Here is a 14,803-nt window from a genome sequence, read left to right as displayed (position 1 = left end):
TCATTGACCTTGGAGGAGCAGCCCAGCGTTCCGAAGCGAATCCGAGGAGTAGATTCAATTGGCGACGATCTGTCCAGCCCCTGCCAATATTAAAAAACTCGTTCCATCAAAATCAGCTCATGCTGCTTTAGCGGCCTCTTTGTGTCTTACGGGGGCGTGGCTGCTGGCCGGCTGCCATGGCAAACGGGACGACGGTCCGGGCCAGCGGGGCACGCGGCAAATCGATTTCAATCAGGACGTTCAGCCGATCCTGGCCAGCAATTGCTTCAGTTGCCACGGGCCAGATCCGGAGATGCGCAAAGCGGGCCTCAGGCTCGACCTGGGCGAATCAGCATTCAAGAAGCGCCCGGGGCATCCGGATGCGATCGTTCCCGGCCACCCGGAGAAGAGCGAGCTGATCAAACGCATCGAGTCGAAAGACCCGCACTACCTTATGCCCCAGTCTCCGCAGGGCGAAGCCAAACCAATGAAGCCCGCCGACGTTGCCACGCTCAAGCAGTGGATCAAAGAAGGCGCGGAATATCGGCCGCACTGGGCATTCAGCAAACCAATCCGGCCTCCGCTTCCAGCACTCGCGCCCAGCGATGGACCCGTGAAGACCCCGATCGACGCATTCGTCCTTGCGCGCCTCAAGAAGGAAGGCCTGCACCCCTCGCCCGAAGCCGACAAAGAGACGCTGATTCGGCGCGTGACCCTCGATCTGACTGGTTTGCTGCCTACGCCCGCAGAGGTACACGCTTTCGTCAACGACTCATCGCCGCAAGCGTATGAACATCTTGTCGATCGCCTCCTGGCAAAGCCAAGTTTTGGCGAACAGCGAGCCCGCTATTGGCTGGATTATGCGCGGTACGCCGACACCTACGGGCTGCACTACGACAATAGCCGCGATATCTGGCCGTTCCGCGACTATCTCATTCGCTCCTTCAACGCCAACAAGCCCTTCGATCAATTTGCCATGGAGCAGATCGCGGGCGACCTTCTGCCCGCAAAGAATCTTGATCCGCTGATTGCCAGCGGTTATGTGCGTCTCGGCGTAAGCAGCAACGAGGGCGGAACTATTCCCGAAGAGTTGCGTGTGAACATCGCGCGCGAGCGGACAGAGGCTTATGGCGCTGCATTCATGGGTCTGACTGTCGGTTGTGCCGTTTGCCACGATCACAAGTACGATCCCACTACGCAGAAGGACTTCTATTCGCTCAGCGCCTTCTTCAACAACCTTGAAGAGAAACCGTTCAACGACGACAGGCCGGTGTGGGCACCGGTTACGCGCATTCCCAAAACGCAAAATGAAAGCGAATACAACCGGGTGTGGGCTCAGAGATCCGAACTCGCCCAGAAACTTCGTTCCCTGCAACTCGAGCAGCGCGGACTGATCGAGCGTTGGCTCGTGTCACAAAAAACCCCGCCGCAGCCGGTCTCTGCCGAGAAACTCGTGCTCCGATTGCGACTCGATGAAGGCGGTGGCGATGCCTTGGGCAACAGCGCGCCGCACCCGCAACCAGCAAGTTTCCCGATCGGCAAGTCGAAGCCGCAATGGGGGGAGACTACCTGGCTCTGGCCCGACTTCCGCATGGATATCAGCTCTCATATCGTCCTGGGCCAAGCCGGCGATTACGACACGAATCATCCCTTCTCCACGGGTGGCTGGTTCATGCTGCGATCTGCCCCAAACTATAACCTCGGCAACGCGACCGGGACTCTGCTGTCGAAGATGGATGCAACGCAACATTACCGCGGATGGGACCTGGAGGCTGAAAGGGGAATCATCAGCGTCGAACTGGTGAATCAGGGACCGAAAGACCTGAAGCTCCCAAAAAAAGAAAAAGAGAAGAAGCCGGAAGCGAAGGATCCCAAAGAGATATTCCAGTTCCCCACTCCGGCCGATCTCACTGCGAAGGACCTTGCCCCCAACAAGCCCAAGGCAAAGAAGGAACCAAAAAAGAAGGAAGAGAAGCCCAAGGAGAAAAAGCCTGCGCCTCCGAAAGAGCCGCCGGATACCACCCCGCTCGTGGCGATCAGAGTTTCCACTGAGCAACCGTTGCCTGTCGATGGCCATTGGCGGCACATCTTCTTCAGCTATGACGGATCGGGCAAAGCATCCGGTGTAACAATCTTTGTTGACGGATCGCCGGTGAAGACCAAGACGGTGATCGACAATCTTGCGCAGTCCACGATTCGCACCCAAGCGCCCATGCAACTCGGATGGCGTTCTCCCGGTTCACATCCCCTGCGCGAAACCCGCTATCAGGACATCCGCCTCTATGGTCGCGCGCTCGCTGCAGAGGAAGTGCGACGCCTTCCTTTCGAGGACTATGTCGCCGAAATCACGGGCAAGCCTGTCAGTTCCTGGAACCCCGACGAGCTTCACGTAGTCAGCAATTTCTACTTCAACAACGTCGATCAGTCCGCGAAGACGATTGCCGCGCAGATTGCTCAGCTCGATGCCAGGCTCGACAAGCTTTCAGAAGGCGGCGACCTCACACTTGTCTCGTGGGAGAAGCCGTCCCTTGCTTACGCTGACGTGCTGACACGCGGCGTTTACTCTGCGCGCACCGAACGCGTGGAGGCGAATACGCCTCACTATCTGCCACCCCTGCCCGCGGGAGAACCACACGACCGGCTGGCTCTCGCGAGGTGGACGGTGAGCGCTGAGAATCCGCTCACCGCGCGGGTGACCGTGAACAGAATGTGGAGCGAACTCTTCGGTGCAGGGCTTGTTGAGACCACGGAAGACTTCGGCATCGTTGGCCAGAGGCCTTCAGATCCGGAACTGTTGGACTGGCTCGCAGTCGAGTTTCGTGAAAGCGGATGGAACATCAAGCACATCTACAAGCTGATGGTGATGTCCGCTGCTTACCGTCAAAGCGCCAAATCAACGCCTGATCAACTCGCCAAGGATCCCAAAAACCTGCTGCTGGCGCACGGCCCGCGCTTCCGCATGGATGCAGAGATGCTGCGCGATGTGGCTCTCCAATCCAGCGGCCTGCTCGTGAACAAGATTGGTGGCCCAAGTGTAAAGCCGTATCAGCCACCGAGCGTGTGGGAGCAAGTGGGCATCGGTGGCAGCGATACGCTCGTTTACGAGCAACAGAAGGGCGACGCGCTTTATCGCCGCAGTATGTATACCTACTGGAAGCGCATGGCGATGATGCCCGATATGGATGCCTTCGACGCGCCAATGCGCGATGTGGTGTGCACGCGCCGTCAGCGGACCGATACTCCGCTCCAGGCTCTCGTGACGATGAATGATATCCAGTGGGTTGAAGCGGCGCGTGCACTTGCCCAGCGCGTAATCAAAGAAGGCGGATCCAAGCCGGAGAAACGCATCGAACTCATGAGCGAGATTCTGCTTGCGCGTGATCCTGATCCGCGGATGCTATCGGTCTTGAAGGGATCGCTCGATAAGATGCAAAAGCATTATGCCGCCGATCCCAAAGCGGCCAGCGCCCTCATTGGCGCAGGCGAAAAGAAGAGCGATGCGTCCATCCCGGCGCCGGAACTGGCTGCGTGGACAATGGTGGCCAGCGAAATGTTGAATCTGGATGAGACAGTAACGAAGTAATGACGGGACAGTAACGAAGTAGTGAGGAAGATGGAATGAAACAACATCCGCTTTGTACGGACACAGAGCACGAACACGACGTTATGAGTCTCCCGGTTCCTTCCGAATTGAAAAGGGAGTGGGCAACGTTGCAGACGCGCCGGCATTTCCTCGGTCGCACTGGAAAGGTTTTGGGGTGGGCGGCCATCGCCAGCCTGCTCGGAGATCGCGCTCTGCGCGGAGATACTCATTCAGCGGCGAATGGTCAATCTGGATCGCAGTCCGTAGAACGTTTGAGGCTCCCGCACTTCGCTCCGAAAGCAAAGCGCGCGATCTATCTGTTTATGTCCGGAGGTCCATCGCAGGTTGATCTGCTCGATTACAAGCCGCATCTCAACGATCTTTACGACAAGGACATTCCCGACTCCGTGCGCGGCGCCCAGCAACTGACGGGCATGACCGCCGGTCAGGCACGCTTTCCCATCGCTCCTTCACATTGGAACTTCAAGCGCTACGGCAAGACCGGCACATGGGTGAGTGACCTGCTCCCTTATACGGGGCGCATCGTCGATGACATCGCGATTATCAAATCGACCAATACTGAAGCCATTAATCACGAGCCCGCCATCATGCTGATGAATACCGGCAACATGAATGCCGGAAAGCCGTGCATGGGATCGTGGCTGTCGTACGGGTTGGGCAGCATGAACGACAACCTTCCCACGTTCATGGTCCTGCAGACCAAGCTGAATACGAAAGAGAACAACCAGCCTGTTTCGTCGCGTCTGTGGAGCAGCGGCTTTCTTTCCTCGGAGTATGCGGGTGTTGGTCTGCGTTCTGCGGGCGATCCCGTTCTGTATCTTACCGATCCCAACGGAGTAGACCGCGAGGTTCGCCGCAATATGCTCGACGCGGTGAATGAGATTAATCGCCAGACGTTCGATGAACTCGGCGATCCTGAAACTCATGCGCGCATCGCCCAGTACGAAATGGCATATCGAATGCAGACATCCGTTCCAGAGCTCGCCGATCTGAGCAAGGAACCGAAGTCGACTTGGGATCTGTACGGAGAGGAAGCAAAAGATCCCGGTACCTTCGCCTACAACTGCCTCATGGCGCGCCGCATGGCCGAACGAGGCGTACGCTTTACGCAGGTATATAAGCGCGGTTGGGATATGCACGATAACGTGACCGGTATTCTTCCCATCATTAGCGCGGAGACAGATCGCGGATGCTACGCGCTCGTCACTGATCTCAAGCAGCGAGGAATGCTGGATGACACGCTGGTGATCTGGGCCGGAGAATTTGGCCGCACCGTTTACAGCCAGGGCGGCCTCTCCAAAGAAAACTACGGTCGCGATCATCATCCGCGCTGCTTCACTACCTGGATGACGGGCGGGGGCGTCCGCGCTGGCATCACCTATGGCGAAACCGACGATTACAGCTACAACGTGGTCAAAGATCCTGTGACTGTGCGTGACTTCAATGCGACGATTCTTCACTGTCTCGGCATCGACCACAACAAGCTGACGTACAACTTCCAAGGCCTCGACCAGAAGTTGACGGGACCGGTCCCGGCCGAAGTAGTTAAGGGCCTGCTTGCGTGAAAACTCAGGATCGGCCAGCGGTGACATCACGCAAGCTTTTGCCGGACAGAAAGACGACGCGAATCGCGTGGATGGCTTCGCTTGGATTCAGCGTGAGCCTCGCTTTGCTTCCGTGGCTCATCAAGCTTGATGGCAAACCACATGCGGACTGGCAGCAGTTTCTAGGCCGCTTTCATCCGCTTGCCGTACATCTGCCCATTGCACTGCTGTTGCTGGTTCCGGTGCTTGAAATTGCCGGGGCATTCCGTCCCGCCCTTCGCGAGGCCGCGGGTTTCGTGCTTGTGCTTGCATTTGCCAGCGCCATTCTCGCGCTCACTTTGGGAATGCTGCTTGCCTATGGCGGCGGCAACACAGGCACACTGGTGACGCGGCATATGACAGGCGGAATAGCTCTGACAATTGGTTTGCTCGCTTGTATTCTTGTGCGTCCCTGGTGGATCGGGCACGATGGTCCCGTCGTTTATCCAGCGCTGTTGGCATGCATGATCCCGCTTTTGCTCTGGACTGCAGATCAGGGCGGCTCCATCACGCACGGCAGCAACTACCTGACTGAGTACATGCCACCGACTCTTAAAAGACTCACTCTAGCGAGCACCACGATTTCCCCATCATCTTTCTACGCCATGCACATCAACCCAATCTTCGACTCGAACTGTGCCACCTGCCACGGCGCGGCAAAAAGCAACGGGGGGCTGCGGCTGGACTCGTTCGACCTTTTAATGAAGGGCGGGAAAGATGGTCCGGTAGTTATTGCGGGCGATCCGGAGAAGAGCATGCTGCTGCAGCGAATAACACTTGCGCCCGACCACAAGCAGTTCATGCCAGCTGAGGGCAGGACGCCACTACGCGCCGAAGAGATCGCCTTGATCAAGGCCTGGATTCAGCAAGGCGCTTCACCGACAGTTGGCACTCTAGCCGGGATCTCGACCACCGACGATCGCCCGGCGTTGCCGCCGCAGCCTGTAGCGGACTACAGCGCGCTGATGCCTGAGATTCGACAGATGCAACAGGCACAGGGTGCGAAGCTTATCCCGGTATCCAGCAAACCCGAGGACGGATTGATTCTGTTCACCGTCGACGCTGCGAGTAGTTTCGACGATGCAAAGTTAGCGCAGTTTAAGAAATTCGCCCCATATATCGTTGAGGCAGAGCTAGGGCGCACGGCAATTACGAACGCCAGCTTCGATACGTTGAAGCAATTCATGCATCTGCGTGCGCTGCACCTTGAAGAAACTCACATCAATGGCGACGGCCTGGGCAAGCTGGCCTCGCTTTCGCAGCTCACTTATCTCAATCTGAGCGGGACCCAGGTTACGGCAGAGTCTGTGCAGACGCTGACTTCGATGAAGAGCCTGCGACACCTTTACCTCTACAACACGCCCGCCCAGCCCACCGCAACTCCGCCACCAGCGCAGCCCATTGCGAGGAGTACGCCATGAACCAATTTCCCAAGGCCGGAAAACTCAGCAGACGAAAGTTTTTCGCCGTCACAGGAGCTGCAGTGCTCGCGACGCTGGACGCTCCACGCGCGGTTGCCGCAATTTCAGAGAATTTTGAGAATGCAACGGATACAAGGTTCCAAACCGGCAACGGCGAATGGAAATATGAAGTTGCTTCCGGTTGGGGACACTTGCCTGCGGGTCTCAGTTTCGGAGGCACGCACGGCGCCATCGCCACTGACAGCACTGGTCAGGTGTACGTGAGCACGCAGAGCGAGACTGGCATTCTGATCTACACCCCCGAAGGTGTCTTCAAAAAAAGCATCGCGACTGAATATCCAGAAGTCCATTCAATCTTTCATGCGCAAGAAGGTGGCGAAGAGTATCTCTACACGACCGTGCAGAAGGGGACTCCGAAAGAGAACTGGCTCTTCGTCAAGATGAAAACCGACGGAACAGTGGTGCAGAAAATTACCGCACCGCTACAAGCCGGCTTCAAATCGCCCAACGAATGGCGCTTGACTGCTGCAGTGTCGGGGCCCGATGGCGGCATCCTCATCGCTAACGGTTACGGCGATTCGCGCATCTTCCATTTCGACAAGAACGGTGAGTACCGCGGGGCGTTTGGCGGGAAAGGCGCAACCGATGGCTTATTCGACTGCTGTCATGGCCTCGCCGTCGACACACGCTACGATCAGCCGCTTCTGTTGGTATGCGATCGCGAGAATCGGCGCCTTTGCCACCTCGATTTTGATGGGAAGTTCGTGAGAACGATAACGCAGCATCTGCGCCGACCCTGCCAGGTAAGCTTCCACGGAGATTTCGCCGTAGTCTCCGAATTAGAAGGCCGCGTCACGATCCTCGACAAGGACAATGCGCCGGTCGCATTTCTCGGGGACAACCCTCGAAAGGCGCAGTGGGCAAACTATCAACTTCAACCGAGCGCAATTGATGCAGCCTGCTTCAGCGCTGCTCACGGATGCCACATCGATCAGCAAACCAACATCTATGTCTCCGACTGGAATCAGACCGGCCGCGTCACGAAACTCGTTCGACAAAATGCCTGAGCCTCTTCAGTATCATTTGGAAAATGTGTACGGCCTTTGGGCCAAGGGGCAACAGATTGGAAAAGATGCTCGACGCGCTGAAACAGGTTGGCGTAAAAGAAATTTCTATTGAGCAGGATGGCACAGCAAGCGGCGACGAACTAGGCGCAGTCCGGCAGCCATATCAATTCCTTCTGAAAGTCTGAACGACCACAACGGACTTTGCTCGTGGCTCAGGCGAGAAACTTCGGTTTTGACTTCTTGAGAAATGCATCGCACTCTGCGAGCCTGGGCATCGAGGTCTGCGCGCCAGCGCGAGTGACAGATATGGCCGCAACAGCACACGCGAAGTGCGCCGCATCGCGGGGAGCCATTCCCTTCTCGCAGACAGCAAAGGCAAATGCTCCATTGAATGCATCGCCCGCAGCCGTTGTGTCGACCACCTGTACTTTGAAGCCATCAACGTACGTGTTCTCAACATCTGCGCCCGCCATGTATACGCCCCTGGCTCCGAGCTTGAGAATTACGTTTCTGACCCCCAGCTTCAGCAGTTGATCGGCTACTTCCGGCGGCGAACTTAGTTGCCGTCCTGGGTAGTGAGCGTCCAGCAATAACTGGGCTTCCGTTTCGTTGGGAGTCAACCAGGTAACGCTCCGCAATAGGTCTTGCGAAAGTGAATACGCCGGAGCGGGGTCCAGAATGAAGGGTACGCCCGCGGCTTGCGTAAGCCGTCCAAGGCACTCGGTCGTTGCTGCTTGAATTTCCAACTGGCCAAGCACCATCGCGGCCTGTTCAATCTGTTCGCGATGGCGCTCCAAATCCTCTGGCAGCAATGCGCCGTTCGCTCCCGGAATTACCACGATCGTGTTCTCGCCATCCTCGGCAGTCGTGATGAGGGCCGTTCCCGATGAGCCCGTTGTGTATTGAAGAAGGCTGGTGTCTACGCCGGCATCATTAAGTCCATCATTTAGCTGTTTTGCAAAACCATCGCTGCCGAGTTTGCCGATCATCTTTACCGGCGCACCGAGCCGTGCCAGTGCGACTGCCTGGTTGGCCCCTTTTCCGCCACCGTATGTATTAAAGTCCTTTCCGATGATCGTCTCGCCCGGATTTGGAAGTCGCTTCACGCGCGCCACAAGATCAAGATTCAGGCTTCCTACTACCACAATCGATTTCCGCATAGATAGCACCTGGCATTAGAAAATGGGCGCAACGGCAATCGCCGTCAACCCGATCAGGAAAAATGCAAACATGAACGGAATCAACCTGCGCGAACTGGATGGCGCACTCGCAAATTCACGCCAGATAAATACGCCCCAAGCCGCGGAAATCATCGTGGCGCCTTGGCCAATCGCATACGAGATTGCCGGACCGACAATATGGGCGTGAGATGCGACGAAATTCGCGAGCGCACCAGTGCTCCAGATCATGCCACCAATGATGCCCCACAAATGCCAGTTCTTGCGGGCCTTCCAATACTGCGAAAGGAACACCGGTCCATCGCCTGCGATCGGTTTGTGCATAAGCCACAGGTTCACTGGAATGGCGCATGCGGCAACGCCCAGTGAGAACACGAATGCGACTGTGCATGGGCCGAGCGGATGATCCACGACGGCAGACTTCGCGACAAACGGGTAGAACAAGCCCATAAGAATGCCGCTTGCAATGCTGAGCCGCACACCTCGGGCACTGGTTGACCGATTGCCCTCGCGCCGCTTGTAGGCGATCGCATCCACAATGATGGCGGCAACCACAAATGCCATTCCGCCAAAGAGCAAAACTGGATTGCCGCGCGGGTCAATGATGTAATTCACAATCACGCCAACCACAAGGGCTAGTCCAATGCCGACAGGAAATGCCACTGCCATTCCCGCAATCGCGATAGATGCAACCAGCAGAATATTCGCGATGTTGAAGATGACTCCGCCGACTAGTGCGTACAAGACGCTGGTATGGCTTGCCTGTGAGAGGTTTGGCAGAAACGCAGTTTCCCCTCCATTTAAACTCCCAAGAGAAAACCCCCACACCAGTGTCGCGAGAATCATCCCAATCACATAGTCCCAGTAAAACAACTGAAAGGAATAGCCGGCAGTCAGTTTTTGCGTATTAGCCCACGATCCCCAGCAAATCATGCTCACGGCCATCAGCATCAGCGCAATTCCATACGCCTCGGGCTGAAACATCATTCCTCCTCACGCAGACCAGTCCAAACGAATTCGGATCTCAAAACAGGCGCTGCGTAGTGTGTCTGAATTATCAGGTACGACGCCGGTCCCTTAGTGGACATTCTGCACTCACCGCATTCAGTCGCAGGAACGGCGAGTTCATAAAAGATTCCAAATCATGTCGCAGCGGGTACTAGAATCTTGCTTTCGGACATTGTCAATAATTTTCTTCCGTCAGGCTTCAGGAGGATCGATCGTGAAACGCGTTCGCTGTTTGCTTTGCCTTGGTAGTATGTTGCTCGGCCTGATCTTGTTAGCTGCAGCGCAGGACACGCTGGTCGAGCCCGCAGGCGAGCAGATCCCTGGGCCGACCTGTGCGGGCATCCCTCAATGGAATTCCTACGGACCGCCATCCACATGCACCAGCTTTCAAGTGAGCCAATGGCTGCGTGAGATAACGCACTGGCGTGCTGAGAGGCTTATCCGCGTGGGATATGAGGACACTCTCTATCGCGACCCCTCGCTCCTCTGGACGCAGTCCAGCTTTGTGCAGCCACAGATGATGATCCATGACCGCAAGTTCTATGACCCTGCAACGCATAAGTACACCGTCGATCAATATCTCGACGACGTAAATCAGCGCTATGGCGGAATTGACAGCGTGCTCATCTGGCACACCTACTCCAATATCGGCATCGACAGCCGCAGCCAGTACGATCTGTTCCGCGATCTTCCCGGTGGAACTGCGGCGGTCAAGCAGATGATCGACGATTTTCACAAGCACAATGTTCGCGTCTTTTTCCCGATCATGCTGTGGGACCAGGGGACGCACGCTGAAGATGTACCCGATGCAGAAGCAATCTCGCGTGAACTTACAGCGGTGGGTGCCGATGGCATCAACGGCGACACGCTCGACGGAATGCCGCGCAACTTCCACACCGCCTCTGACAATCTCCATCATCCTCTGGCTCTTGAACCCGAGACCGGACTCGGCTCAGACGAAATGCTTGCGTACAACAGCATGACCTGGGGATATTGGAATTACACCTTTGTCCCCTCAGTGAGCCGATACAAATGGCTGGAACCCCGGCATATGGTAAACATTTCCAACCGCTGGGCTCACGATCACGCTGACGATCTGCAGGAAGCATTCTTCAACGGCATTGGGTTTGAAAGCTGGGAGAACATCTGGGGCATTTGGAACCAGATGACGCCGCGCGATGCAGAAGCTCTGCGTCGAACGGCAATGATTGATCGTGCGTTCGCATCGTTGCTGTCGAGCCCCAGGTGGCAACCGCATTTCCCCATGCAACAGTTTGGAGTATTCGCGAGCCAGTGGCCGGGCGAGACAGAGACGCTATGGACAATCGTTAATCGTAACGGATACACCTCCGCGGGCCGTCAGATGCTGATCCCGTACAAGGCAAACACTCGCTACTTCGATCTCTGGCATGGAGTCGAGATACATCCTGAGCACGAAGGCAGCCAGTCGGTCATTTCTTTCGAAATCGAGAAGAATGGATTCGGCGCCATTCTCGAGGTGAACGCTCCGGATCAAAAGCTGGAGAAGTTGCTTGCCGCAATGCAGGCTTTGAGTCAGAAACCGCTTAGCGAGCTCTCGCATGAATGGCATTCCATTCCTCAGCAAATAGTTCCGATCGACGAAACGAAACACGTTTCCGCGGCTCCCGAAGGAATGGTGAAAATTCCGGAGGCAGATTTTCTCTTTCGCGTGAATGGCATCGAGATCGAAGGGATGAACGACGATGGCGTCGACTTTCAATATCCGTGGGAAAGCTCAGCCCGTCGCTACCATGACCACAAGATCCACATCCCCGCCTTCTGGATCGATAAATATCCAGTTACAAATGCGGAGTACAAAAAGTTTCTCGATGCAACGCACTACCATCCCGTCGACGATCACAATTTTCTAAAAGACTGGACCAACGGAACATTTCCCGATGGATGGGCAAAGAAACCCGTCACTTGGATTTCGATCGAAGATGCGCGCGCATATGCGAAGTGGGCAGGGAAGCGTCTGCCCCATGAATGGGAGTGGCAATATGCCGCGCAAAGCACAGATGGCCGCCTATACCCGTGGGGCAATCTTTGGCCATTCCTGCCCATAACTCCGCCAGACGCGAACCCGCCCCTCCGTTCTAGTGAGGGATATTTTCCGCTTCCCGATAGAGGACGAGATGCGCTCGCTGCAAGCGATGTGGACTCTCATCCGGCCGGCGCCAGCCCCTTTGGCGTAATGGATATGGTCGGCAACGTGTGGCAGTGGACGGATGAGTATATCGACGATCACACCCGCGCCGCTGTCTTGCGTGGCGGCAGTCACTATCAGCCCCAGGGATCGCGCTGGTATTTTCCCCAGGCCTATCAACTCTCGCAACATGGCAAGTATCTTTTGATGGCGCCGAGTATTGACCGCTCGGGGACCGTGGGCTTTCGGTGCGTTATCGACAGCCAATGAGTTCGGGGTCTATGGGGCCGGCTGAGCGAGCAGGTGTCTCGAGAGAAACTGAACAGTAGCTTCATCCGCGCGCAACCAGTTTGCCCAGCGAAGAAATCCGTGAATTTCATTTGGAATCACGAGTTCCTCAAATGGCGTCTTTTGCTGCTCAAGGCGATGCGCTAACTCCACGGTTTGATCGAACGGTACGTTCCTGTCATCGTCCCCTTGAATCAACAGGACCGGTGATTTCCACGTCGCAATATCTGCGTCGGGTGATGCAGCGAAGGCCGTGGCGACCGCTTTCTTCCAAGCATCGTCGGCTGCATACCATTCAGCAGGCACAGCTCCATCCTTCGGCAGAGTCAGAACCCAATTCGATAAACCATGAAAGTCCACACCTGCTTTGAACACATCAGAATTGCGGGCCAGAGCAAGTCCTGTGAGATAGCCTCCATAGGACCCGCCCCAAATTCCGATGTGTGCAGCATCTACACCGTCGAGCTTTTGCAGATATCGTGCCCCGGCAAGAACGTCCTGATACTCGGCCGCACCTGCGGGCCCTGCATGCTCAGGATGTTGGAACGCCCGGCCATATCCGATGCCCAGACGGTAGTTGACTGAGAGCACAGTGAAGCCATGCATCGCCAGATACTGATTCACGGCATACGCATTGCTGTAGTAATCCATGTAGTGCCAACCCAGCAGCATCTGACGCGGTGGCCCGCCGTGCACAAAAATTACGCCTGGCTGCCGACTCGTCGCATTCGGATCGCGAAACAGCTGCCCTTGAATCGTGAGTCCATCAGGCGATTGGAAGCTGACTAACTTGGGAACAATCAACGCACTCGTCTGATAGTCCTTTTCACTTCCAGTATCGAGAACCTGGCTCTGTCCAGCCTGCGCCAGAACGCCCACGGTTGCGGGACGCTGTGCACCTGCCCCGATATAAGCAACTTTGTCGTCCGCCAACGCAATTGGTGACCACTCAAGGTCTGCACCGCTGGTCAGAGTCTCTGCAGCTGCCCCGTCAGTTCGCACACGAAATAGATGCCGTCGATCATCATCGTCTGCAGTCTTCCCAGTGTTGGCGCTGTAAACCAGCGCGCGCCGGTCGGGACTCATTGCGATGTTCTCAACCATGAAGTTGCCCGGCGTGAGGAGCCGCGCTTCTGCTCCCTTGGTATCGACTTCGTATAAGTGCGGCCAGTTGTCCAACTCGGCCATGAAGACGAGATGATTGTCCGCCATCCAGAAAAGTGGCTCGTCTTCGCCAAGATCCGGCAGCGAGCCCGCAAGAGTATCCGGCGATCGCCAAACCTCACGGCCTTCCCCCGAGCTGGCGTCAGCAGTCCACAGCGCAAACGGATGCGGCTTTAAATCGAGAAAATTTTCAGGTGCGTCTCCACTGCTGGGCTGCCGCACAAACGCGATGGAACGCCCATCGGGTGACCAGACCGGTTCCTCATCTTTATTGGTCGATGGTGAGAGATAAACCAGCGGTCCTCCAGATAACGTGAATACGCCGATAAAACTGTGATCATCGCGTCGGGAGACAAAGGCAAGGTGTGTGCCATCGGGCGACCACACCGGCGTGTCATCCTTGCCACGATCGAAAAACAGCCTCTGTCCCTTGCCTGCATTGTCTGGACCGTGGGGAAGTTGCACTGTCCAAATCTGCCCGTCGTTTACATAGGCAATCTGCCCCTTCGAGGAAAGCGCAGGGCTATCGCCCTCGATCACCTTCACCGGGGCTTGCCCAGACCCAGACCTCCCAGCCGTTGCGACCGACCAGATTGTAATTTTGGGCTCAGACGGATTGCCGTCTGGATCGGGCGCCAGATTCCCTTTAGCCGGCCAATTCGCGTCGTGATCGCCACCACGGACATAGAACAGCTGAGATCCATCCGCAGAGAATTTGAGCTGCGTCAGCTCCTGACCATCATCTGCGGTAAAGTGCGTCAGTTGGTGCGGAACAGTGTCTGCTGAACGCGCGAACCAGATGTTCCGGACACCCCGCACATTTTCTACCCAGGCGAAACAGTCTCCCTTTTCAGGAGAGACGAGTCCGTTCACGTAGCGGTAGCTAAGTATCTGTTCCAACGTGGGTGCGGAAGCCGCAAAAACGGCCGAATCGCAGAGGCCAAAGTTAAAGGCGGCTAGGAGGACAGCGAAAACACCAATACGCGGGGGAACAGGGAAGCGTGGCATAGTCACTAACCTAAATCAGGACGCTACGGATTCGAAAAGTTACTGGATTGTGAATGGTGGGACAAGCCGCCCCTCCCCTACATCTTGCCGGGAGCACACCCCAACCCCAACAAATGGCCGAAGTTGTAATCCGAAAGATGGCGGACTACCAACCGACAGGTTAAGTCATGCATCTAATTTCGCCAGAAGCTTAAGCAAATCATTCCGCAATGAAACGTCCCCCGGCGCGGAGCGATAGCGAAGATAAACCTTGCGGGCTCTTTACCGTTTCGCTGTTTCACTGTCTTCGTCCTTGGCTACATACGCTTAACTCCGAGCAGAATGAAGCCTGAAGAA

Annotated in this window: 8 protein-coding genes; 5 read left to right on the top strand and 3 right to left on the bottom strand. The window is 56.2% G+C overall.

The genetic code is table 11. The annotated features are described in order from the left end of the window. The first annotated feature begins 58 nt into the window (after positions 1-58). The 4 genes from P8935_RS01420 to P8935_RS01405 are packed head-to-tail and all read left to right on the top strand — an operon-like array spanning position 59 to position 7,654. Positions 59-3,562 (top strand): DUF1553 domain-containing protein, encoded by a 3,504-nt coding sequence (locus tag P8935_RS01420; RefSeq protein WP_348263228.1) that lies wholly within the window; start codon positions 59-61, stop codon positions 3,560-3,562. 35 nt (positions 3,563-3,597) lie between these two features. Then, positions 3,598-5,148: a DUF1501 domain-containing protein gene (locus P8935_RS01415; RefSeq protein WP_348263227.1), complete on the top strand. Its 1,551-nt coding sequence runs from the start codon at positions 3,598-3,600 to the stop codon at positions 5,146-5,148. Then, complete coding sequence (locus P8935_RS01410) at positions 5,145-6,587, top strand: c-type cytochrome domain-containing protein (protein ID WP_348263226.1); 1,443 nt, start codon at positions 5,145-5,147, stop codon at positions 6,585-6,587. Before P8935_RS01415 ends, P8935_RS01410 begins: the two co-directional genes overlap by 4 nt. Next, the gene (locus P8935_RS01405) at positions 6,584-7,654 is read left to right on the top strand and encodes a hypothetical protein (RefSeq protein WP_348263225.1); all 1,071 of its coding nucleotides are present in this window, start codon (positions 6,584-6,586) and stop codon (positions 7,652-7,654) included. The genes P8935_RS01410 and P8935_RS01405 overlap by 4 nt, the downstream gene beginning before the upstream one ends. Positions 7,655-7,866: 212 nt before the next feature. Here the strand turns inward: P8935_RS01405 and rbsK are convergent, their stop codons facing one another. Continuing rightward, positions 7,867-8,814 (bottom strand): ribokinase, encoded by a 948-nt coding sequence (gene rbsK / locus P8935_RS01400; RefSeq protein ID WP_348263224.1) that lies wholly within the window; start codon positions 8,812-8,814, stop codon positions 7,867-7,869. Positions 8,815-8,829: 15 nt separating this feature from the next. Further along, entirely contained in the window at positions 8,830-9,819 is a 990-nt protein-coding gene (locus tag P8935_RS01395; RefSeq protein ID WP_348263223.1) for a GRP family sugar transporter, read from the bottom strand. A 235-nt stretch (positions 9,820-10,054) separates the two neighbouring features. Between P8935_RS01395 and P8935_RS01390 the strand changes: the two genes are divergently transcribed. After that, on the top strand, positions 10,055-12,277 hold the full coding sequence (locus P8935_RS01390) for a formylglycine-generating enzyme family protein (protein WP_348263222.1): 2,223 nt from the start codon (positions 10,055-10,057) through the stop codon (positions 12,275-12,277). Positions 12,278-12,286: 9 nt separating this feature from the next. On the opposite strand, the gene P8935_RS01385 is transcribed toward P8935_RS01390, so the two are convergent. Beyond that, positions 12,287-14,467 (bottom strand): prolyl oligopeptidase family serine peptidase, encoded by a 2,181-nt coding sequence (locus P8935_RS01385; RefSeq protein WP_348263221.1) that lies wholly within the window; start codon positions 14,465-14,467, stop codon positions 12,287-12,289. Between the last annotated feature and the right edge of the window lie 336 nt (positions 14,468-14,803).

The sequence above is a fragment of the Telmatobacter sp. DSM 110680 genome (genome assembly GCF_039994875.1).
In the GTDB taxonomy this organism is placed as follows: domain Bacteria; phylum Acidobacteriota; class Terriglobia; order Terriglobales; family Acidobacteriaceae; genus Telmatobacter.
This window is presented reverse-complemented; position numbering and strand designations above follow the sequence as displayed.